General features: G+C 55.7%; 22 protein-coding genes. 10 read left to right on the top strand and 12 right to left on the bottom strand.

Translation table 11 applies throughout. The features are described from left to right. The first annotated feature begins 183 nt into the window (after positions 1-183). Positions 184-1,200, top strand: coding sequence for an HTH-type transcriptional regulator GalR (galR, locus tag F0319_RS17650; RefSeq protein ID WP_127732218.1), 1,017 nt, complete (start codon positions 184-186; stop codon positions 1,198-1,200). Here the strand turns inward: galR and F0319_RS17655 are convergent. Then, positions 1,161-1,646: a GNAT family N-acetyltransferase gene (locus tag F0319_RS17655; protein ID WP_149367467.1), complete on the bottom strand. Its 486-nt coding sequence runs from the start codon at positions 1,644-1,646 to the stop codon at positions 1,161-1,163. The two genes, galR and F0319_RS17655, sit on opposite strands and share 40 nt — an antisense overlap. Before the next feature lie 220 nt (positions 1,647-1,866). On the opposite strand from F0319_RS17655, the gene F0319_RS17660 reads away from it, so the two are divergent. Beyond that, positions 1,867-2,904 carry a LacI family DNA-binding transcriptional regulator gene (locus F0319_RS17660; protein ID WP_127732220.1) on the top strand — a complete coding sequence of 346 codons (1,038 nt, stop codon included), beginning with the start codon at positions 1,867-1,869 and terminating at the stop codon, positions 2,902-2,904. Here F0319_RS17660 and lysA read toward each other — a convergent pair. Then, positions 2,874-4,136, bottom strand: coding sequence for a diaminopimelate decarboxylase (gene lysA, locus F0319_RS17665; RefSeq protein ID WP_111966090.1), 1,263 nt, complete (start codon positions 4,134-4,136; stop codon positions 2,874-2,876). The two genes, F0319_RS17660 and lysA, sit on opposite strands and share 31 nt — an antisense overlap. Positions 4,137-4,257: 121 nt before the next feature. On the opposite strand from lysA, the gene F0319_RS17670 reads away from it, so the two are divergent. After that, on the top strand, positions 4,258-5,190 hold the full coding sequence (locus F0319_RS17670) for a LysR family transcriptional regulator (RefSeq protein WP_149367468.1): 933 nt from the start codon (positions 4,258-4,260) through the stop codon (positions 5,188-5,190). A 19-nt stretch (positions 5,191-5,209) separates the two neighbouring features. Here the strand turns inward: F0319_RS17670 and F0319_RS17675 are convergent, their stop codons facing one another. After that, complete coding sequence (locus F0319_RS17675; RefSeq protein WP_045909897.1) at positions 5,210-5,758, bottom strand: flavodoxin family protein; 549 nt, start codon at positions 5,756-5,758, stop codon at positions 5,210-5,212. A 191-nt stretch (positions 5,759-5,949) separates the two neighbouring features. Between F0319_RS17675 and F0319_RS17680 the strand changes: the two genes are divergently transcribed. Continuing rightward, on the top strand, positions 5,950-6,342 hold the full coding sequence (locus F0319_RS17680; protein ID WP_111966092.1) for a winged helix-turn-helix transcriptional regulator: 393 nt from the start codon (positions 5,950-5,952) through the stop codon (positions 6,340-6,342). A gap of 14 nt (positions 6,343-6,356) precedes the next feature. Here F0319_RS17680 and F0319_RS17685 read toward each other — a convergent pair whose 3' ends face one another. The 6 genes from F0319_RS17685 to F0319_RS17710 all read right to left on the bottom strand — a co-directional run bounded on the left by F0319_RS17685 (position 6,357) and on the right by F0319_RS17710 (position 12,944). Then, positions 6,357-7,049, bottom strand: coding sequence for an aspartate/glutamate racemase (locus tag F0319_RS17685; RefSeq protein ID WP_149367475.1), 693 nt, complete (start codon positions 7,047-7,049; stop codon positions 6,357-6,359). 132 nt (positions 7,050-7,181) lie between these two features. Then, positions 7,182-8,597: an arabinose-proton symporter AraE gene (gene araE, locus F0319_RS17690; protein WP_149367469.1), complete on the bottom strand. Its 1,416-nt coding sequence runs from the start codon at positions 8,595-8,597 to the stop codon at positions 7,182-7,184. A 312-nt stretch (positions 8,598-8,909) separates the two neighbouring features. Continuing rightward, on the bottom strand, positions 8,910-9,671 hold the full coding sequence (gene kduD, locus F0319_RS17695; protein WP_149367470.1) for a 2-dehydro-3-deoxy-D-gluconate 5-dehydrogenase KduD: 762 nt from the start codon (positions 9,669-9,671) through the stop codon (positions 8,910-8,912). 63 nt (positions 9,672-9,734) lie between these two features. Further along, complete coding sequence (gene kduI, locus F0319_RS17700; RefSeq protein ID WP_115876212.1) at positions 9,735-10,571, bottom strand: 5-dehydro-4-deoxy-D-glucuronate isomerase; 837 nt, start codon at positions 10,569-10,571, stop codon at positions 9,735-9,737. 234 nt (positions 10,572-10,805) lie between these two features. After that, positions 10,806-11,984, bottom strand: a complete 1,179-nt coding sequence (locus tag F0319_RS17705; protein WP_111966096.1) for an acetyl-CoA C-acetyltransferase — start codon at positions 11,982-11,984, stop codon at positions 10,806-10,808. A 93-nt stretch (positions 11,985-12,077) separates the two neighbouring features. Continuing rightward, positions 12,078-12,944, bottom strand: a complete 867-nt coding sequence (locus tag F0319_RS17710) for a LysR family transcriptional regulator (RefSeq protein WP_111966097.1) — start codon at positions 12,942-12,944, stop codon at positions 12,078-12,080. Positions 12,945-13,049: 105 nt separating this feature from the next. Here F0319_RS17710 and F0319_RS17715 point away from each other — a divergent pair, with 105 nt between their 5' ends. Together F0319_RS17715 and F0319_RS17720 are read left to right on the top strand one after the other, a co-directional pair. Beyond that, on the top strand, positions 13,050-13,511 hold the full coding sequence (locus tag F0319_RS17715; RefSeq protein ID WP_149367471.1) for a multidrug/biocide efflux PACE transporter: 462 nt from the start codon (positions 13,050-13,052) through the stop codon (positions 13,509-13,511). 119 nt (positions 13,512-13,630) lie between these two features. Further along, complete coding sequence (locus tag F0319_RS17720; protein WP_149367472.1) at positions 13,631-14,860, top strand: amino acid permease; 1,230 nt, start codon at positions 13,631-13,633, stop codon at positions 14,858-14,860. A gap of 36 nt (positions 14,861-14,896) precedes the next feature. On the opposite strand, the gene F0319_RS17725 is transcribed toward F0319_RS17720, so the two are convergent. Further along, positions 14,897-15,367 carry an Lrp/AsnC family transcriptional regulator gene (locus F0319_RS17725; RefSeq protein WP_023309067.1) on the bottom strand — a complete coding sequence of 157 codons (471 nt, stop codon included), beginning with the start codon at positions 15,365-15,367 and terminating at the stop codon, positions 14,897-14,899. A 115-nt stretch (positions 15,368-15,482) separates the two neighbouring features. On the opposite strand from F0319_RS17725, the gene F0319_RS17730 reads away from it, so the two are divergent. After that, positions 15,483-16,094, top strand: coding sequence for a LysE family translocator (locus tag F0319_RS17730; RefSeq protein ID WP_149367473.1), 612 nt, complete (start codon positions 15,483-15,485; stop codon positions 16,092-16,094). Positions 16,095-16,121: 27 nt separating this feature from the next. On the opposite strand, the gene F0319_RS17735 is transcribed toward F0319_RS17730, so the two are convergent. Both F0319_RS17735 and yjdI read right to left on the bottom strand, forming a co-directional pair. Beyond that, entirely contained in the window at positions 16,122-16,394 is a 273-nt protein-coding gene (locus F0319_RS17735; protein WP_008499687.1) for a GNAT family N-acetyltransferase, read from the bottom strand. A 10-nt stretch (positions 16,395-16,404) separates the two neighbouring features. Beyond that, positions 16,405-16,635 carry a 4Fe-4S mono-cluster protein YjdI gene (gene yjdI, locus F0319_RS17740; protein ID WP_008499689.1) on the bottom strand — a complete coding sequence of 77 codons (231 nt, stop codon included), beginning with the start codon at positions 16,633-16,635 and terminating at the stop codon, positions 16,405-16,407. A gap of 176 nt (positions 16,636-16,811) precedes the next feature. Between yjdI and F0319_RS17745 the strand changes: the two genes are divergently transcribed. The 3 genes from F0319_RS17745 (at position 16,812) to F0319_RS17755 (ending at position 20,388) form a co-directional block, all read left to right on the top strand. Then, the gene (locus F0319_RS17745; protein WP_111966102.1) at positions 16,812-18,452 is read left to right on the top strand and encodes an ATP-binding protein; all 1,641 of its coding nucleotides are present in this window, start codon (positions 16,812-16,814) and stop codon (positions 18,450-18,452) included. Further along, positions 18,436-19,131: a response regulator gene (locus tag F0319_RS17750; RefSeq protein ID WP_111966105.1), complete on the top strand. Its 696-nt coding sequence runs from the start codon at positions 18,436-18,438 to the stop codon at positions 19,129-19,131. Before F0319_RS17745 ends, F0319_RS17750 begins: the two co-directional genes overlap by 17 nt. Positions 19,132-19,299: 168 nt before the next feature. Next, positions 19,300-20,388 carry an ABC transporter substrate-binding protein gene (locus F0319_RS17755; RefSeq protein ID WP_127732238.1) on the top strand — a complete coding sequence of 363 codons (1,089 nt, stop codon included), beginning with the start codon at positions 19,300-19,302 and terminating at the stop codon, positions 20,386-20,388. The last annotated feature ends 10 nt before the right edge of the window (positions 20,389-20,398 follow it).

Genomic DNA, 20,398 nt, shown 5'->3' on the forward strand with positions numbered 1-20,398 from the left:
AAAGTGTAACCAAAGGTTCAGATTGACATTCTTCAGACATGACTGTGCGTGTAACGATTACACTACCAGGGTTGTCCTGCGTCACGTTTGTGGAGAGCGGAAATCCGCTCCCCTTGAATGCGCGCCGCTTTTCCGCAACACTATTTGGTGTGTAAACGCTTACCCCCAATAAGAAGGTAATGAATGGCGACAATAAAGGATGTGGCCCGTCTGGCAGGCGTGTCTGTGGCAACCGTCTCCCGCGTGATTAACGACTCCCCAAAAGCCAGTGACGCATCGCGCCAGGCGGTACAAAACGCCATGGAATCCCTGAACTATCATCCCAATGCCAATGCCCGCGCGCTCGCCCAGCAGTCCACCGAAACCATTGGGCTGGTGGTGGGTGATGTTTCCGATCCCTTTTTCGGCGCCATGGTTAAAGCGGTTGAACAGGTTTCTTATCAGACAGGTAATTTTTTGCTGATCGGCAATGGCTATCATAATGAACAAAAAGAACGCCAGGCCATTGAACAGCTGATCCGCCACCGCTGCGCGGCGCTGGTGGTTCACGCCAAAATGATCCCGGACGCCGAGCTGATTCACCTGATGAAGCAGATGCCCGGAATGGTGATCATCAACCGCATTATTCCCGGATTTGAAAAACGCTGCGTGGCCCTCGATGACCGCTACGGTGCCTGGCTTGCAACGCGGCACCTTATTCAGCAGGGCCATACCCGAATTGGCTATCTCTGTTCAAATCATCCGATTTCTGATGCAGAGGACCGCCTGCAGGGCTACTACGATGCCCTTCGTGAAAACGGGCTGCCGTGTAATGACCGCCTGGTGGCCTACGGTGAACCGGATGAGAGCGGCGGTGAACAGGCAATGACCGAGCTGCTGGGTCGCGGACGGAATTTCACGGCGGTTGCCAGCTATAACGACTCAATGGCAGCAGGGGCGATGGGGGTGTTGAATGACAACGGAATTGAGGTACCGGCAGAAATTTCGCTGATTGGCTTCGACGACGTGCTGGTCTCCCGCTACGTTCGCCCGCGTCTGACCACCGTGCGCTACCCAATCATCACCATGGCAACGCAGGCCGCCGAGCTGGCACTCGCGCTGGCTGAACAGCGCCAGCCGCCGGAAATTACGCATCTGTTTAGCCCGACGCTGGTCCGTCGTCACTCCGTTGCGTCGCCTGCAGAAGCGCAGAGCGAATAACGGTAGAGGTGAACCAGCGTGTTGGGGTATTCCAGCCCATCACCGATGTACTGCCAGCCGTAACGTTCGTAGAAGTCGCGGCAGGCAGACCAGAGATGGAGCTCCTCATACCCGGACTGCGCTGCGTAAGCGATAACATGCTGCTGAAGTTGTCCCGCCAGCCCCTTACCTCGCGCCGCCTCATCAACGTACAGCGCCGCCAGCCATGGAAAGAGATCCTGTCGGGTGATCAAATCGCAGCGCCAGAGCCCTACCGTGCCAAGAAGCTGTTCGCCTTCAAGGGCAATAAACGTTAACGGTAGTGCCCCCGGGGTCTGGCTGTGCTCAACGATGCTGTGGAAAAATTCCCGAGGAAGCCCTTCGCCAAAGGCCTGCCAGATCCAGTCGGTAACCTGCTCTGCGAAGTGTGGAGCCTTGTAAAGCGGGAGGATGACAGCCTTATTCATGTTTCACCTGCATTTTCTCATGTATTTACTGGCCTGATGCTCCAGCCCGGTTCGGTGATTATCTTACCAGAGTCAGGCTATTGAGTTTGACTTCAGGCTGGCCGGACGAATCGTTACCAAAAAGCGTGATCGTGGCAGAGTTTTTGCGCTTCCCGCATCGCTTATACGGCATAAGCTCTGTGGTAAACTGCAGATCGTTACGTGGAAGCAGGAATGTAGAATGGCAACAATGCTGGATGTATCACTGCGCGCGGGCGTGTCGAAGGCCACGGTATCGCGCGTGCTGAACGGCACAGGTCAGGTCAAAGAGAGTACGCGTCAGCAGGTGTTTGCTGCGATGGAAGAGCTGGGCTATCGCCCGAACTTTCTCGCGCGCTCGCTGGCTAACCAGACCAGCAACAGCATTGGTCTGGTCGTCTCGACCTTTGACGGCTTTTATTTTGGCCGCCTTCTCCAGCAGGCGTCGCGGCAAACTGAAACTCACGGAAAACAGCTGATCGTCACCGACGGTCACGACGCGCCGGAACAGGAAGAACAGGCGGTGCAGATGCTGGCCGATCGCCAGTGCGATGCCATCGTGCTTTACACGCGCTACATGAGCGAAAAAGCGATCGTCAAACTGATGAACACCGTGAAAACGCCGCTGGTGGTCATTAACCGTGAAGTGAGCCAGGCGCCGGATCGCTGCGTGTTCTTCGAACAGCAGGATGCCGCATTCAAGGCCGTGGATTACCTGATCGGCCAGGGTCATCGGGAGATCGCCTGTATCACCGTCCCGATCCACACTCCCACGGGTAAAGCGCGGCTGATGGGCTATCGCAAGGCGCTGGAAAAGCATGGTATCCGTCTGGACGAGCGTCGGATAAAGTACGGCGATGCGGGAATGACGCGGGGATACGAGCTTTGCAAGGAATTGATTGCCGACGGAGTACCGTTTAGCGCCCTGTTTGCCTGTAACGACGATATGGCGCTGGGTGCGTCCAAAGCGTTGCACCAGGCGGGGCTTAAAATCCCGCAGGATATTTCACTGTTCGGCTTTGACGATGCCCCAAGCGCGAAATGGCTGGAGCCTGCGCTCTCATCGGTTTATCTGCCCATCGACAATATGATTGTCACGGCCATCGATCAGGCGATCCGGCTGGCAAAAAACCAGCCGGTCGATGCCATCCCGCCGTTTACCGGCACGCTGGTCTTACGCGATTCGGTCACAACGGGGCCGTACTTTCATCAGATGAGTTCTAAAGCCAGCAGTTCCTGAATGGTCTGGCGACGGCGGATCAGCCGCGCTTTACCGTTATCAAATAGCACTTCCGGCAGCAGCGGGCGGCTGTTGTAGTTAGATGACATAGACGCCCCGTAGGCACCGGTGTCGTGCAGCACAAGATAATCGCCCGGTTTGACCTCTGGCAGCGCTCGGGTCTCCACTTTGCCGCCCTCCTGCTGGGTGAACACGTCGCCCGATTCGCACAGCGGCCCCGCAACGACCGTCTCAACGCGCGGCCCCTGCGTTAAATCACGGCCGTCAGCAGCCAGGGCGGTAATGTGGTGATAGCTGCCGTACATGGACGGACGCATCAAATCGTTAAAGCCTGCGTCAATCAAGACGAAGTGGCGAGAGCCCATCTCTTTCACGCTGCGTACCTGCGAAACCAGCACGCCGGCTTCCGCCACCAGGAAACGACCCGGCTCAATTTCCAGCTTCACCGCATGGCCCAGATGCGCGGCGATTTGGTCACGCGCGGCGCTCCACAGACCGTAATAGTGATCGGTATCGATCGCCTCTTCCCCTTCGCGATAAGGAATAGAGAGACCGCCGCCCGCAGAGATCGCCTCCAGATCCTGACCGAAGTCGACAACCTGGCGCACCATCGCGCCGCACACCTGTTCCAGGTGGCCGTAATCCACGCCAGAGCCAATATGCATATGAATACCCACCAGCTTCAGGCCGTAGCGCTGTAATACCTCCAGCGCGGCAGGCATATCGGCATACCAGATCCCGTGCTTGCTATTTTCGCCGCCGGTATTGGTTTTTTGGCTGTGGCCGTGACCAAAGCCCGGATTCACCCGCAGCCAGACGCGATGGCCGGGAGATACCTGACCCAGCTGCTCCAGCATATCCACAGAACCGGCATTCACCGGGATCTGCAGCTCGTGAACGCGCGCCAGCGTCGCGTCGTCGATCACATCGGCGGTAAAGACGATCGCGTCGCCGTCAGCTTTCGGATCGTATCCGGCCGCCAGCGCGCGTTCGATTTCGCCAAGCGAGACGGAGTCGACCTTCACGCCCTGCTCACGCATCAGGCGCAGAATATGAATATTGGAGCAGGCCTTCTGGGCAAAACGCACCACGTCAAACTGATGCAGGGCGGCGATCTTCTCGCGGACAATCTGCGCGTCGTAGACCCACACCGGACAGCCAAATTCGGCAGGCAGGCGCAGCAGGTTGTCGGCGTTCAAATCGGTATCAGTCTGGTTCAGCGGGCGTGGCATGGTCTTCTCCGGATAAATGCGTTTTGATGATTACGCCACAGCGCAAAGAGAATAAAAAATATCGTTTTATCGCGAGTCTATGCAAAAATGATATGGACAGTTCTCTGCTTTCAGGTGCCCTATGCCCGCCGTCAATTTACGCCACATCGAGATTTTTCACGCCGTGATGACCACCGGCAATCTCACCGAAGCCGCACAGATGCTGCATACCTCGCAGCCGACGGTGAGCCGCGAGCTGGCCCGCTTCGAGAAAGTGCTGGGGCTGAAGCTGTTCGAACGCACCCGGGGCAGGCTTCACCCTACGGTGCAGGGATTACGCCTGTTCGAGGAAGTACAGCGCTCCTGGTACGGGCTGGACAGAATAGTGAGTGCTGCGGAAAGCCTGCGCGAATTTCGCCAGGGCGAGCTATCGATCGTCTGCCTGCCCGTCTTCTCGCAATCTTTTTTACCGATGCTGCTGCAGCCCTTTCTGGCGCGATACCCGGAGGTCAGCCTCACCATCGTGCCTCAGGAATCTCCCCTGCTTGAAGAGTGGCTTTCGGCTCAGCGCCATGATTTAGGCCTAACCGAAAACCTCTCAACGCCAGCAGGCACGGCGCGCACGGAGTTACTTTCGTTAGATGAAGTGTGCGTTCTGCCCGCCGGGCATCGGCTTGCCGGTAAGGCGGTGCTCACGCCAGAGGACTTCCACGGGGAAAACTACATTAGCCTGTCGCAGACCGACAGCTACAGACAGCTGCTGGATACCCTGTTTGCCGAGCATCAGGTCAAACGGCGAATGGTGGTGGAAACGCACAGCGCGGCTTCAATTTGCGCGATGGTGCGAGCGGGCATCGGCGTCGCGGTGGTGAATCCGCTTACGGCGCTGGATTATGCGGAAAGTGGAATTGTTGTGCGTCGGTTTAGCGTCTCAGTTCCTTTTACCGTTAGCCTAATCCGCCCATTGCATCGTCCGGCGTCGGCGCTGGTGGAGGCGTTTAGCGAACATATGCAGGGAGGGCTAAGTATGTTGGCGGGCCAGCTAAATAAGATGTTGAATCAGACGCCCCGCTAAACAGCGGGCGTCTGAAAACTCAGTTGAAACGTTTCGCAATGGCCGCAACACGCTCGCCGAATTTAACCGCGGTTTGCAGATCGCCACTGGCAATGGCGCCAGCATCAGCATCTGATGGAGACTGCACCAGCAAACCTACTGAACCGCCCAGATTATTAATGTCCTGACGGGTTGCCGCGAGAGTATTTGACGGCGGCAGCCCCAGGCTCACCCAGATCCCACCGTGCTGAGAGGCTAGCGTTTGCAGATATTGCAACGATACTTGCTTATCACCGTTCAGGCTGGCGCTGTTGCTGAAGCCCGCGAACACTTTGTCCTGCCAGCTACGCACGAACCAGGCTTTAGAGGTCGCGTCAGCGAATTTCTTAAACTGCCACGGTACGCTTCCCATGTAGGTTGGCGCGCCAAAAATAATCGCTTTGGCATCGTTGAGTTTTTGCCAGTCGCTTTCCTGAATATCGCCATTACTGTCAATGGCGATAAGCTCAGCCTGCGCGCCCTCGGCGACAGTTTCAGCAACGCGTTTGGTATGGCCGTAGCCAGAATAATAGATAACTACAACGCTCATTGATAGATCTCCTGATGCAATATTGCCTTGTGAGTCAAACGATTAAGACGACTTTAAAATTGCTCTGCGAGCCCGTTGCCATTTTCGGTTCCCTGGTATCAAATAGAAACCTTACGTCGTTTTATACACGCAAACATTCACGGGCGTAAGAAGGCACCTTTACCTCACCTGGTTACCTCGAGGGAACCACCATGACCCATACAGCAGTTCTGAAAAAGGAGATGCCTCCTTACAACGTGTTCGATGAGCGCTGCCCGACCCGCGGCGTGCTGACGCGTATCGCCGATAAGTGGGCACTGTTAATCCTTGCGCGTCTGGAGAAGGGACCGATGCGCTTTAGTCATCTTCAACGTGATATTCAGCGAATCACCAAAAAGGTGCTGACCCAGTCTTTACGCAAGCTGGAACGTGATGGGCTGGTGTCGCGAAAGATATTCGCCACGGTACCTGTAACAGTCGAGTACAGCCTGACACCGCTTGGCCAGACATTAACTGAAACGGTGACGGTGCTTGCGCACTGGGTGGAAAATAATATTGATGCCATTGTGGCGGCGCAATCCGCCTATGACGCCGCCAACACGTAAACCAGAACGGGTGCTCAGGACAACATAAACGCCACGGCATCCGCAGCATGGATAGCGGTGGTATCAAATACCGGAAGAGGGCTTCGCTCAACCGGTACCAGCAAACCGATCTCCGTGCAGCCGAAGATCACCCCTTCGGCCCCCTGCTGCGCGAGTTTATCGATAACGCTGACGTAATACGCGCGGGAAGATTCGCTGAAGGTACCGAGGCAGAGCTCGTCAAAGATAATCTGATTGATGCGCGCCCGATCGTCTTCATCCGGGATCAGGCTCTCGATCCCAAATTCACTGTGCAAACGTCCGCGATAAAAATCCTGCTCCATAGTGTAGCGTGTACCCAAAAGCGCTACGCGGCGCATCCCGGATGCCGCAATCACACGCCCGGTCGCGTCCGCGATATGCAGAAACGGCAGCGAGCAGCGGTCTTCAATATGCGACGCCACTTTGTGCATGGTATTGGTACAAAGCACTATACCCTCGGCGCCAGCACGCTCCAGCCCAAGCGCCGCCTGGGCCAGGATCTCCCCGGCTTTATCCCACTCGCCGCTCGACTGGCAGGCTTCGATTTCATGAAAGTCAACGCTGTGCAGCAGCAGGCTTGCGGAGTGCAAACCACCCAGACGCAGTTTCACCCCTCCGTTAATCAGGCGATAATAAGGGATTGTCGATTCCCAGCTCATTCCACCTAACAGGCCGATCGTTTTCATCATCCCTCCTTTTCGTTGGTTTCTTTTTTTAACACATCCGATGCGAATAAAAAAAGGCGCTGCATTCAGCGCCTTTTAAACAAACATTGGTTATCCCCTGCATACGTTGGGCCAGGTAAACAGGCAATACGATCACACGCCGATGTTTCGCAGTTTCTCTCCGGCCATCAGCTTGCGCTCGATGTGTTCCAGCGTCACGCCTTTGGTTTCCGGGATCAGCCAGAACGTGACGCCAATAAACGCCACGTTCAGCACGGTATAGAGCCAGAACGTTCCCGCTGCGCCAATCGCGTCCAGCAGCGTCAGGAACGTCGCGCCGATGATCATGTTCGATACCCAGTTGGTGGTCGTGGAACAGGTGATGCCAAAGTCACGGCATTTGAGCGGCTGAATTTCGGAGCATAGGATCCAGACCACCGGCGCGGCGCTCATCGCGTACCCTGCGATACACATCATGGTCATCCCGACAGAAAGCCAGGAAAGCCCGCTTGAGGCCGTACCGTTATCAAACTGCATCAGGCAGTAGCCCAGGATCAGCGTGCCGAGCGCCATCACGCTGAAGCCAATTTTCAGCGCAGGTTTACGGCCCGCCTTGTCCACGGTGAACACGGCAATAAAGGTGGCGAACATGAAGGTCAGCCCGACCACCAGGGTGGCGATCATCTGCTGTTCCGTGGTGGTAAACCCGGCCATTTTGAAAATCCGCGGCGCGTAGTACATGATGATGTTCATGCCGGTGAACTGCTGCATCGCCTGCAGAAGCATGCCGAGGAATACCGCCCTGCGCACGTTGCGATTGATTTTAAACAGCGCCCAGCCTCCCTGCTTCAGCTTCAGGCTTTCGCGGATCTCGTTCAGCTCTTCGCGGGCTTTTTCTGAGGTATCGCGCAGCATGCGCAGCACCTCTTCCGCCTCCACGTGGCGCCCTTTTTGCGCCAGCCAGCGCGGGCTGTTTGGCAGGAAAATCACCAGGACGATCAGCACCAGCGCCGGTAAGGCCAGCACGCCCAGCATCGCGCGCCAGTTGCCGCTGTAGCTGAAGTAGGTGTCAGACAGAAACGCCAGCACAATACCCAGCGTGACCATCAGCTGATACATGCTGATCATCTTGCCGCGCACGTTTTCGCTCGCCATTTCGGAGAGATAAAGCGGCGCGGTGTAGGACGCAATCCCCACCGCCACGCCCAGCAGCACGCGGGAAAGCAGCAGGATTTCAACGTTAGCGGCAAACGCCGAGCCAATGGAGCCGGCAACGAACAGAATTGCCCCGACCATCAGGCTGTATTTGCGCCCCAGACGAAACGACAGCCAGCCGTTGAACAGCGCGCCGATGGCCGCACCGAGCATCATGCTGCTCACCACCCACTCCTGCAGGCGACTGCTGAGGGTAAAGTGATCGCTAATAAACGGTAATGCGCCGGCAATAACGCCAATATCCAGTCCAAATAACAGGCCAGCCACGGCGGCGGCAATGGAGACAAACTGGTTCATGCGGCGAGTATCACGCAGCGCAGCGGGCATTAGGGTAGAGTCATTTATAGATGTCATATTTTTCCTGCCTCAACAGCAAAATTCGTTAAATGAAATTACGAGAAAGCGAGGAAAAGTGTCAGGTGGGAAAAGGTGAAGATATGGATTATTTAGCTGCGACATAGCGATCTGTGATGGACATTACAATTTCAACTAACGCTTAATAATCACGTTATTTTACTAATGCATTAATTTTTCAGAATTAAAAGTGTGACGGATGTCGTTCATGATTTTCTAGTATGGATTTTTCGTGTTTACCCATATGGACTGTGACAATTTTTGAGCAAAAAAAACCTCCGCCCGAAAGCAGAGGTCCAGACCCGATGCGGGTTATCGCGCCAGCCAGCCGCCATCAACCGCCACGGTGTAGCCGTTGATATAGTCCGATGCCGACGAGGCCAGAAACACTACCGGCCCCATCAGATCGCCCGGCAGACCCCAGCGCCCCGCCGGAATACGGTCAAGTATTTCCGCGCTGCGCTGCTTGTCAGCGCGCAGCTGCTGCGTGTTGTTGGTCGCCATGTAACCCGGCGCAATGGCATTCACATTGATATTGTGTTTCGCCCACTCGTTTGCCAGCAGGCGGGTCACGCCCATTACGGCGCTTTTGGACGCGGTGTAAGACGGCACGCGGATTCCCCCCTGGAACGAGAGCATAGAGGCAATATTCACGATCTTGCCGCCGTTCCCCTGCGCAATAAAATGCTTCGCCGCCGCCTGGGACATGAAAAATACGCTCTTGATGTTAAGGTCCATCACGTCGTCCCAGTCGCGTTCGCTGAAGTTGATCGCATCTTCACGGCGAATCAGCCCGGCGTTGTTGACCAGAATGTCGATATGACCGAATTCCGCTACCGCGCGATCCAGCAGTTCAGGAATGGTATCGATTTTACGCAGGTCGGCGGTCAGGCTCAGGAAACGGCGTCCCAGAGCCGTCACGCGCTCGATGGTTTCTGTAGGCTCAACGATATTAATCCCGACGATATCGCAGCCCGCTTCCGCCAGGCCTAACGCCATCCCCTGACCCAGCCCGGTATCACATCCGGAAACCACCGCCACTTTCCCCTGCAGGGAGAATGCATCCAGAATCATGTTTATTCCTTACTCTTTCAGAGCCTGTCACTCACAGGCAGGTTTATGCTTCACTGCCTGCGACTACCGCAGATCGCTGACCGCAACATGGTCCATATCATCAAAGACCTGGTTTTCGCCCACCATTCCCCAGATAAAGGTGTAGGCTTTTGTCCCAACGCCGGAGTGAATAGACCAGCTCGGTGAAATCACCGCCTGCTCGTTGTGCATCACGATATGGCGCGTTTCCTGCGGCTGCCCCATCATGTGGAACACGCAGGCGTCCTCATCCATATTGAAGTAGAAGTAGACTTCCATGCGGCGCTCGTGGGTATGGCATGGCATGGTGTTCCACAGGTTGCCTGGCGCAAGCTCGGTCAATCCCATACTCAGCTGGCACGTCTCCAGCACGTCCGGCACGAAGTACTTATTGATGGTGCGGCGGTTGCTGGTGAGGTTGTCGCCCAGCGTCACGGGCGCGACGTCTGCCGGGGTCACTTTTTTGGTTGGACAGGTGGCGTGAGCCGGCGCACAGTTGTAGTAAAACTTCGCAGGCCTGCTGGCGTCGATGCTGGCAAAGACCACATCTTTCGCCCCTTTACCCACGTACAGCGCCTCGCGATGGCCAATCTCATAGCACTGTCCGTCTACGGTGATGGTGCCCGGCCCGCCGATGTTAATCACACCCAGCTCGCGACGTTCGAGGAAATAATTTACGCCCAGCTGTTTACCGACCTCGCCGCCAACGGAGACGGTTTTCGTGACGGGCATAATTCCGCCCACAATAATGCGGTCGATATGGCTGTAAACCATAGTGTACCTGTCGGCCTCGAATACCTGCTCGACTAAAAACGCATTGCGCAGCCCCTGAGTATCCAGCGTTTTGGCGTGCGCACTGTGGATGCTTTCTCTGACGTCCACGGTAACCTCCAGATGTGGTCATGCCCGAAGGCGGAAATAAACGAAACAGTGTTCCGTTTTTCATAATGAGCACATACTATCGGCATAAAGTGGGCTTTTCAATGAAATTTAAAACAACGTTTCATTTTTATTTTTGTTTATAACGGAAATGGTGTTCGGATCACAATTAAGCCGCCAGGAGAAAAAGGGCGCGAAAAAAAACCTCCCGGAGGAGGTTTTTTTAATGAGAAGAGGTTAGCGTTCGATGGCCAGCGCCACCCCTTGCCCGCCGCCTATACAAAGCGTGGCAATTCCTTTGCGGGCATTGCGCTTTTTCATTTCGTGGACCAGAGAAACCAGGATCCGGCAGCCGGACGCACCGATAGGATGACCCAGCGCGATCGCCCCACCGTTAACGTTGACTCGCAGCGGATCCCACTCCAGCATTTTTCCGACGGAGATCGCCTGAGCGGCATAAGCTTCGTTCACTTCAATCAGATCCACATCCGAAAGCTGCCACCCCGCACGCTCCAGGCAGCGGCGGGTCGCGTAGACCGGTGCGATCCCCATTAACGCAGGATCAACCCCCACGCTCGCGAACGCCTTAATGCGGGCCAGGACGGGGAGATCGAGCTCAAGAGCTTTGCTTTCGCTCATCATCATAACGGCGGCAGCGCCGTCGTTAATGGAAGAGGCATTTCCCGCAGTCACTGAGCCCTGCATTTCAAACGCGGGGTTCAGCCTGGCCAGGCCTTCAGCACTGGCGTCAGTGCGCGGCTGTTCATCGGTATCTACGACGACATGCTCGCCGCTCTGACGCTGCGTGCTGACCGGGACAATTTCGTCGCGAAAACGACCGGAATCGATCGCCGCACGCGCTTTTTGCTGCGAGCTTAGCGCATAGGCATCCTGCACCTCACGGCTGATGCCGTACTCGCGCGCCAGGTTTTCAGCCGTCACGCCCATGTGATAATCGTTGAATGCGTCCCACAGCCCGTCATGCACCAGGCTGTCGAGCAGCTGACTGTTGCCCAGCTGTGCGCCGGTCCGGCTGTCGGTCAACACGTGCGGCGCGCGGCTCATATTCTCTTGTCCGCCCGCAATGATCACGTCCGCCTCACCACACTGAATGGCCTGCGTCGCGAGATGCAGCGCTTTCAATCCTGAACCACAGACGTCGTTGATGGTGATGGCGGAGACGGTATTGGGCAGCCCGCCCTTCAGCGCCGCCTGACGCGCAGGGTTTTGCCCGGCACCGGCCGTGAGAACCTGTCCCAGGATCACCTCATCAACTTCATGTGCTGCGATCCCGCTACGTTCCACCAGCGCTTTCACCACCACGCTGCCCAGGTCAACCGCGGAGTGACGCGCGAGCGATCCCTGAAAACAGCCGATAGCTGTACGCAACGCACCCACTATAACGACATCTTTCATCACGACCTCTGTGTTAAATGACATGACGATAGTAGAGGATTGTTACTGGCAATTATCTTAATTGTTTAAAAATAGTGAGATTAATCACAAGGATCAGCGCGCATCCTGCAGATACTGCCGCAGCCAGCTTCCGGCAATGCCGGGAGGGGATCGTTTATTCCACAGTAGATCGATGCCGATCGCCCGCGGCCAGCCGGGAACATTGAGCTGTACCAGGGATTTCGCGGCGGCAAATTCATCCACCAGCGCGCACGGCAACACGCACCAGCCAAATCCCTGTACCGCCATACTCAAGAGTAACAGGTAATTCGGGGCTGACCAGACGGGCCCGCGCGCGATCTCCGCCTCGCGCTCAAGATAGGTGCTCAGCCGCAGCTCTCGCCAGCCGTGCAGCTCGTCACGCTGAACGTCATGTTGTCCGGCCAGCGGATGCGTGGTGGCGACATAGATCGCCATGCGGGTCTGCATCGGCAGCCGGATGGCGCCGATATCCGTAGGGTAACCGTCTCGCGCTTCGGTGAGGCCAACCTGCGCGCGCTCCTTTTGCAGCAGATCGATCACATCCTCCTCCTCGCCAATCAGACATTCGAATTCCGTATGGGGAAAGCGCGCGTCAAACTGTTTCATCATCTCTTCCAGCACGTCCGGGTTAAGGGTATCGGAAAGGACAAACGTCAGACGCGCCTCCGTTTGCGCCGATAGCGACACCGCCAGCTCATCCAGCCGCGTGCTGGCGGCGAGAATCGCCTGCACGTAGCCCAGCACCTGTTCCCCCTGGGCCGTCAACACCGGCTGGCGCGCAGAGCGGTCAAACAGCTCGAAGCCCAGATCGGCTTCAAGATTGGCAATGGACGTGCTGATCGTCGACTGGCTTTTGCGCAGCCGGCGTGCGGCTGCAGAGAAAGAGCCTGCCGCAACGGTCTCGACAAACGCGTTAAGAGCTTCGGGTGAATAGCGCATAACCTATCTACTTTAGCGATGGATACTATCTTTAATATATCAGCTTTAGCGATGAAAATAGGCCACATCAACGCCCATACCGGCGAATTAACGAGGTCTATCGCTATGCAACATCAGGATGCACTCCAACGTAAACTGCCGGAGCGGATCTTTCATGCTGTCTGTTTTGAAGGGATTGCGACGGCGATCCTCGCCCCTACCGCGGCGTGGCTTATGCAGCGTTCCGTGGTGGAAATGGGCGGGTTGACCATTGTTCTGGCGACCACCGCCATGCTGTGGAACATTATTTATAACTTCGGCTTCGACCGCTTCTGGCCCGTTCAGCACGTCAAACGTACGGCAAAAGTGCGTGCGCTGCATGCGCTTGGGTTTGAATGCGGGTTTATTGTGATTGGCGTGTCGATTGTCGCCGCCGTGCTGGGCGTTACCCTGCTGCAGGCATTCACACTGGAAATAGGTTTCTTCCTGTTCTTCCTGCCGTACACCATGTTCTATAACTGGGCGTACGATTGCCTTCGCGAGAAATTTCTTAAGCGTCGCCAGCAACGGCGCGCCCTGGCAGGCTAAACACCTTCTGGCCGGACGCCCGCTCCGGCCATTCACCTTCGAAGCAACTGCGCTCTCGGTGCATAACTATGGTAAATTGCACTCCATTCCGATGGTTTGATAGTTGAAACGTTGCTCTAATGTCGAAAATTTGGTCAAAAGATGAGACTCTCTGGAGTTTCGCTCTCTACGGCACGGCCGTGGGCGCAGGAACGCTGTTCCTGCCCATTCAGCTGGGCTCCGCAGGCGCAATTGTCCTGTTTATTACCGCCCTCGTGGCCTATCCCTTAACCTACTGGCCGCACAGAGCGCTGGCGCAATTTATTCTGTCGTCGAAAACGAAAGGCAACGAAGGGATCACCGGCGCCGTTTCGCACTATTACGGCCGGAAGATCGGCAACCTGATCACCACGCTCTATTTCATCGCCTTCTTTGTGGTGGTGCAGATTTATGCGGTGGCCATCACCAACTCGCTCACGGAGCAGCTGGCGAAACACCTGACGGTAGACACCACCGTTCGCGTGCTGGTTAGCCTGGGCGTGGTGCTGGTCCTGAATCTGATCTTCCTGATGGGACGGCATATCACGATAAAAGTGATGGGCTTCCTGGTGTTTCCGCTGATCGCCTATTTCCTGTTTGTCTCGCTCTACCTGATCGGCAGCTGGCAACCCTCGCTGCTGACCAGCCAGATGGCCGTCGATCGCCACACGCTGCACCAGGTCTGGATTTCGATCCCGGTGATGGTGTTTGCGTTCAGCCATACCCCGATTATCTCCACGTTTGCCGTTGACCGTCGCGAGAAGTTTGCCGATGGCGCCATGGATAAATGTAAAAAGATCATGAAGGTGGCGTACCTGATCATCTGCCTGAGCGTGCTGTTCTTTGTCTTCAGCTGCCTGCTCTCAATTCCGCCGTCGTACATTGTGGCCGCCAAAGAGCAAGGGGTGACTATCCTGTCCGCGCTGTCGATGATGCCTTCATCACCGGCATGGCTGGGCATCTCCGGGATTGTCGTGGCGATAATTGCGATGTCGAAATCGTTCCTCGGCACCTATTTTGGGGTGATTGAAGGGGCGACGGAGATCGTGAAGTCGTCGCTCAGTCAGGTGGGGGTGAAAAAGAGCCGCGCCTTTAACCGCGCGATTTCCATTATGGGGGTGTCGTTAATCACCTTTGCCGTCTGCTGCATTAACCCGAACGCCATTTCGATGATTTACGCCATCAGCGGCCCGCTTATCGCCATGATCCTGTTTATCATGCCGACGCTGTCGACGTATCTAATCCCCTCCCTGAAACAGTACCGTTCCATTGGCAACCTGCTGACGCTGATCGTCGGGGTGCTGTGCGTGTCGGTGATGTTTGTCGGCTAACGCCCTGCATGCCCGGCGTTCTACCGGGCATGCCCCTCAGTCTCGCCCAGCTGATTCCAGCGGAAAAGGCCTGTCCTGCACCACCGTTTTCATGACAAGCGTAGAGCGAAGGTGCTGCACGCCGGGCATGGCGGAGAGCTTCTCGTCGTAGAGCTTCTGGAAAGCGGACAGGTCGCGGGTCACGACGTGCATTAGATAATCGGGATCGCCAAACAGGCGCTGCGCCAGCACGATCTGCGGGATCTCCTCCACCGCCGCTTCAAACGCGCTAACCGCCTTTCTGTCACCCTCCTTCAGCGTCGCAAACACTATCGCCAGGAAGTTGAATCCCATTTTGGCGGGGTCGAGGCTGGCACGGTATCCCGTTATCGCCCCGCTTTGCTCCAGCGCCCGCACGCGACGATGGCACGGCGATAGGCTCAGATTCACTCTTTCCGCCAGCTCGGTCAGGGATAAGCGGCCATCAGACTGTAGCTCAGCAAGAATTTTTCGATCGATGCTATCCATGTGGAAGATTTTCTCAATTTCACCGTGTTGCGAGCATAACATTGAAAGCCTATTTCGCAGAGTTAGCGATATTCTTTTTCTCAACGTTTGACGCACTGCGGGAGTCTTCAGGAAGATGGAAATGAGTATTGTGGCCGGCTTTTGGGTGGTTTCTTTTCTGCTTATCATGACGCCGGGTGCCGACTGGGCCTACGCCATTAGCGCCGGGATTAACGGGCGACGCGTGGTACCGGCAGTGGTGGGGTTAATGTCCGGGCATCTGTTAGCCACGCTGGTTGTGGTGGCTGGCGTGGGGGTCGTGATTGCTCAACATCCGCTGGCGTTAACCGGGCTGACCGTCGCGGGAGCCGCGTATCTCCTGTGGCTTGGCATCGGACTGTTGCGTCACCCTGCCGCACCGGAAAAGGCCACCCACCATGCGGGAAACTGGAGGCAGTGGGCGGTGAAAGGGCTCTGCATTAGCGGCCTAAACCCAAAAGTGTTTTTACTGTTCCTGGCGCTGCTTCCTCAGTTTACGGACCCGACCGGAAGCTGGTCGATAGCGATGCAGATGTCCGCGCTTGGTATGATGCACCTTATCACCTGTACGCTGGTCTATCTGCTGGTGGGGTATGGTTCGAAAGCGGTGCTGGCGACCCGACCACAGGCGGCGCGTCTGGTAAGCATGGCATCGGGAGGGATAATGGTGCTGATCGCGATGGTATTGCTTTTTGAGCAGGTGAGATAAAAAAACACCGGCCATCGCCGGTGTTATTTACGCCCGAATATCGTCATATTCCCGCGTTTTATCAAACTCATGTTTCGCGAACGGGCACAGCGGGATAATTTTACGGTTCTCACCGCGCATCTTCTCCACCACTTTCGCTACCAGCTGTTTACCGACGCCCTGCCCTTTCAGGCTCTCATCCACGTCGGTGTGCTCGATAATGCTCAGGTGCTCGCCGGTCGGTACGAAGACAATCTCCGCGACCTGGTTGCCGTTCGCATCATTGACGTAAAACTTGTTATGGCCTTCCAGAATATCCATGGTTCCTCGCTTATTTTTGGCGATACTTCAGCGCACCGCTCGGGCAGGTATCAATCACGCGGACAACCGTTTCAACGTCCACTTCATCGGGAATGATCCACGGTTTACGTTTGAGATTAAACAGCTTTGCGCTGCCACGCACGCAGTTACCAGAGTGTTTGCAAATCCCGGTGTTGAAGTAAACGTCAATTTTCTCGCCGGTATAGGCCCGGTAACCCGCATCCAGTAGCTCTTTATCCATGACATTGCCTCTGTAATTATTATCGTGCTGAATGAAGAATAGCCTGACGGGATCCTGCTGGCTATATCGTTGAAAACGAAAAGCCAGGTCACAACTCTTTTCTTGTTAGATTGCGTCCGCTAGTGGCGCATGTCAGGCTCGGAAAATGTCACTTTTGCATAACTTGCGCAGGTTGAATGAAACGCAGACTCTCTTTTCAGGTAAAGCTATTTTTAGCGCTGGTGTGCTTCTCCTGCCTGCTGTTAGTTCTGCTGGGAACGATCCTGTTTCATTTTATTGACCGGCAGCTCCATCACGATCTCGGTCAGCGCGCCCGGGTTCAGGCCAGCCAGATCGCGCTGATGCCGGGTCTGGCGGCAATGGTTGCGGCCCGGGATATCCCCGGCATCGCCCGGTTAATTCAGCCGCTGCGCGCCGAAAGCGATGCCAGCTATATTGTGATTGGCGATACCGAGGAACAGCACCTTTATCATTCTGAATCCCCGGAGCGTATAAATTTACCGATGATCGGCGGGGATAACGCGGAGGTATTAAAGGGCAAAACTATTATTTCCGTGCGTCAGGGCGGGATTGGCGTGTCGCTACGCAGCAAAGCGCCCATCTTCAACGCGCAGCATCAGGTGATTGGTATTGTCTCGGTCGGCTATCTGACCTCCTATATTGCCAATATTAACGCCCGTATTCTCTGGCAGTCCGGGCTGTACGGCGCGGCTCTTCTGCTGCTGCTGTTTATGTTCTCCTGGCTGTTTACCCGCAATCTCAAAAAACAGATGTTCCGACTGGAGCCGAAAGATATCGCTCAGCTGGTTTTGCAGCAGCGCGCGCTATTAGAAGCCATGTATGAGGGGGTATTTGCCGTCAATGAAGAGAAGCAGCTGATTTTAATTAACCGCGCCGCACGAGAAATGCTGGATATTCGGCAAAGTGAGAAAGAACTTATCGGTAAACCGCTGGAAGACGTTCTGCAGACGTCGCCGGGCTTTTTATCCCAGCGCTACGCCTCGGTCAGCGCTGGCAGCCACGACCAGATTGCGGTGCTGAACCAGCGCGAGGTGATCGTCAACCGCGTGGCGATTGAGGTCGAACCGGGCGTTGAAAGCGGCTGGGTCTACAGCTTTCGCGACAAAAACGACATCAACACCCTCAGCAGCCAGCTCAGTCAGATCAAGCGCTATGCGGATAACCTGCGCATTATGCGCCACGAGCAGCTGAACTGGACCGCCACGCTGGTGGGCTTGCTGCAGATGAAACACTATGACGAGGCGATCCGTTACATTCAGGTGCAGTCCGAAGGCGCGCAGCGGGTGCTGGACTTTGTCTCCGCCCGTTTTTCCTCTCCCGCGCTGTGTGGGCTGCTGTTAGGCAAATACGTTAGCGCGCGCGAAAAAGGCATCGAGCTGCTGTTTGATCCCGCCTGCCAGCTCACCCGCATGCCCGCCACGCTCAACGAAACGGAGCTGATGTCGGTTATTGGAAATCTGCTGGATAACGCGGTGGACGCAACCCTTAAAGCACCGGTCCCCGCGCCGGTAGAGCTTTACATTTCAGACCGCAACCAGGAGCTGCTGATCGAGGTGGCTGACCGGGGCTGCGGGGTGGACGATGCGTTGAAGCCGCACATTTTCCGCCAGGGATTCAGCAGCAAGCCGGACAGCGAAAACGACATTGTGGGCACCGAGCACGGTATTGGCCTGTATCTGGTGGCAGGATATATCGACAAGGCTGGCGGCACTATTGAGATTGCCGACAACACGCCACAAGGGACTATTTTTTCTGTGTTTATTCCGAATGGGCAAAAGCATGACCCGAGCAATTGACGTTGTGATCGTTGAAGATGAGCCGCACCTGGCGGAGCTGCATCGCGAGTATATCGAGCAGAATTTTCATTTGCGCGTGGTGGGCATCGCCGCGTCGATTGAGCAGGCATGCCGCCTGATTCGTCAGCATCAGCCGCGGCTTATCCTGCTGGACAACTATCTCCCGGACGGTAAAGGCGTGGAGTTAATTGATAATCCGCTACTGAAAAGCTATGAGTGTTCGGTGATCTTCATCACCGCCGCCAGCGATATGCAGACCTGCAGCCACGCCATGCGCAGCGGCGCGTTTGACTACCTGATTAAGCCCGTCTTTTTCCAGCGCCTGCACGCCTCTCTGGAACGGTTTATGCGTTTCATCCACACCGTGCAGCAGGTGAAGGTGGTCGACCAGCATGCGCTGGATCGCCTGTTTAATCTTCCCGCAGCGGAAGCCTCCATTACGCCGTCGACGAAGGGCATTGAACCCCAGACGCTGGAACGGATTAAAAACCTGTTCGCCGAGCATCCCGATACCGCGATGTCGGTTGAAGAGGTGGTGGAAAAGGTGGGGATCAGTAAAACCACGGGGCGTCGCTACCTTGAATACTGCGTGGAGAGCGGGTTAATCAGCGTCGAAATGCTGTATGGCAATATTGGTCATCCGCGAAGGTTATACCGCAAAGCGCCCGATAAACCGTAATCCAGAACTGTTCACAGGCTAACGTTCGTGGATTTTATGGTGTTAATTGCTGAAACGACGGCGACAATCACACTTCGGAATCATTGCCCGCTTCACCCTCTTGTGGGTGGAGCCCGATACGCTATGTTGACAATTAGTTCCTCAAATGTAACTAAAAGGTTAACTATAATGTCGAACACGTTCCGAATTTCTCTGCTTACCGCTACCGTACTGTTCTCTGCTTCTGCACTATCTGCCCTGCCGCAGGGCTATCCTGCTGAGTATCAAAAAGTTGTTGATGCCGCAACGAAAGAGGGCAAGGTTGTTATTTACTCCACCACCGACATCAAAGCTGCCGGACCGCTGATCCAGGGCTTCGAAAAAACCTATCCGGGCATTAAAGTCGAATACAACGACATGAACAGCACCGAGCTGTACAACCGTTTCATCAGCGAACAGGCTTCCGGCGGCGTGAGCGGCGACGTGGTCTGGAGCTCCTCTATGGACACCGGCCTGAAGCTCGCCACAGACTACGCCATGGAGTATAAATCGCCGGAGCAAAGCCAGCTGCCGAAATGGGCGGTCTGGAAGGATAAGGCTTATGGCACTACCTATGAGCCGGTGGTCTTTATCTACAACAAGCGCCTGATCCCAGCCGGCGACGTGCCGGATTCTCACGCCGCGCTGGCGAAGCTGATTGCCAGCCAGACGGACAAATTCAAGGGCAAAGTCACCACCTACGACATCGAAAAATCGGGTTTGGGCTTTATGCTTTCGGTGCAGGATCACAACGCCGATCCTAATTACTTCAAAACCCTGGCCGACGTCGCCAAAGGTGGCTTATCGGTGCAGTCGTCTACCGGCACCATGATGGAGCGCGTCTCCTCCGGTGAAAACCTGATCGGCTTCAACATCCTCGGTTCCTACGCGGAAGCGCGTGCGAAGAACGATCCTTCGCTCGGCATTGCCTATCCAAAAGATTACACCCTGGTGCTGTCGCGCGTATCGTTCATCAGCCAGCAATCGCAAAACAGCAATGCCGCGAAGCTGTGGCTGGACTACGTGCTGTCTGAACAAGGGCAAAACATTCTGGCCAATCAGGCGGACATCCCCTCCATTCGTAACGATATCGAAGGGAAAAATGATATCGACGGCCTGACCAAAATCCTCGGCAACGCGCTGAAGCCAATTCCGGTTGATGAAACGCTGCTGGAATACCTGCAGCCGAAAAAACGCCTGGAGTACATCAAAGAGTGGCGTACCGCCGCCGGTAAATAAGCGTCTGAGC

Source organism: Enterobacter vonholyi, assembly GCF_008364555.1.
GTDB classification, from domain to species: Bacteria; Pseudomonadota; Gammaproteobacteria; order Enterobacterales; family Enterobacteriaceae; genus Enterobacter; species Enterobacter vonholyi.

What these genes read in the sequence shown, in the direction of transcription:
- F0319_RS17715 (WP_149367471.1), top strand. Translation starts at nt 13,050, where the DNA reads ATGCAACATCAGGATGCACTCCAACGTAAACTGCCGGAGCGGATCTTT.
- F0319_RS17745 (WP_111966102.1), top strand. Translation starts at nt 16,812, where the DNA reads ATGAAACGCAGACTCTCTTTTCAGGTAAAGCTATTTTTAGCGCTGGTG.
- F0319_RS17685 (WP_149367475.1), bottom strand. Translation starts at nt 7,049, where the DNA reads ATGAAAACGATCGGCCTGTTAGGTGGAATGAGCTGGGAATCGACAATC.
- F0319_RS17705 (WP_111966096.1), bottom strand. Translation starts at nt 11,984, where the DNA reads ATGAAAGATGTCGTTATAGTGGGTGCGTTGCGTACAGCTATCGGCTGT.
- kduD (WP_149367470.1), bottom strand. Translation starts at nt 9,671, where the DNA reads ATGATTCTGGATGCATTCTCCCTGCAGGGGAAAGTGGCGGTGGTTTCC.
- F0319_RS17725 (WP_023309067.1), bottom strand. Translation starts at nt 15,367, where the DNA reads ATGGATAGCATCGATCGAAAAATTCTTGCTGAGCTACAGTCTGATGGC.
- F0319_RS17755 (WP_127732238.1), top strand. Translation starts at nt 19,300, where the DNA reads ATGTCGAACACGTTCCGAATTTCTCTGCTTACCGCTACCGTACTGTTC.
- F0319_RS17710 (WP_111966097.1), bottom strand. Translation starts at nt 12,944, where the DNA reads ATGCGCTATTCACCCGAAGCTCTTAACGCGTTTGTCGAGACCGTTGCG.
- F0319_RS17660 (WP_127732220.1), top strand. Translation starts at nt 1,867, where the DNA reads ATGGCAACAATGCTGGATGTATCACTGCGCGCGGGCGTGTCGAAGGCC.
- F0319_RS17730 (WP_149367473.1), top strand. Translation starts at nt 15,483, where the DNA reads ATGGAAATGAGTATTGTGGCCGGCTTTTGGGTGGTTTCTTTTCTGCTT.
- F0319_RS17750 (WP_111966105.1), top strand. Translation starts at nt 18,436, where the DNA reads ATGACCCGAGCAATTGACGTTGTGATCGTTGAAGATGAGCCGCACCTG.
- F0319_RS17680 (WP_111966092.1), top strand. Translation starts at nt 5,950, where the DNA reads ATGACCCATACAGCAGTTCTGAAAAAGGAGATGCCTCCTTACAACGTG.
- lysA (WP_111966090.1), bottom strand. Translation starts at nt 4,136, where the DNA reads ATGCCACGCCCGCTGAACCAGACTGATACCGATTTGAACGCCGACAAC.
- F0319_RS17670 (WP_149367468.1), top strand. Translation starts at nt 4,258, where the DNA reads ATGCCCGCCGTCAATTTACGCCACATCGAGATTTTTCACGCCGTGATG.
- galR (WP_127732218.1), top strand. Translation starts at nt 184, where the DNA reads ATGGCGACAATAAAGGATGTGGCCCGTCTGGCAGGCGTGTCTGTGGCA.
- F0319_RS17655 (WP_149367467.1), bottom strand. Translation starts at nt 1,646, where the DNA reads ATGAATAAGGCTGTCATCCTCCCGCTTTACAAGGCTCCACACTTCGCA.
- F0319_RS17735 (WP_008499687.1), bottom strand. Translation starts at nt 16,394, where the DNA reads ATGGATATTCTGGAAGGCCATAACAAGTTTTACGTCAATGATGCGAAC.
- araE (WP_149367469.1), bottom strand. Translation starts at nt 8,597, where the DNA reads ATGACATCTATAAATGACTCTACCCTAATGCCCGCTGCGCTGCGTGAT.
- yjdI (WP_008499689.1), bottom strand. Translation starts at nt 16,635, where the DNA reads ATGGATAAAGAGCTACTGGATGCGGGTTACCGGGCCTATACCGGCGAG.
- F0319_RS17720 (WP_149367472.1), top strand. Translation starts at nt 13,631, where the DNA reads ATGTCGAAAATTTGGTCAAAAGATGAGACTCTCTGGAGTTTCGCTCTC.
- F0319_RS17675 (WP_045909897.1), bottom strand. Translation starts at nt 5,758, where the DNA reads ATGAGCGTTGTAGTTATCTATTATTCTGGCTACGGCCATACCAAACGC.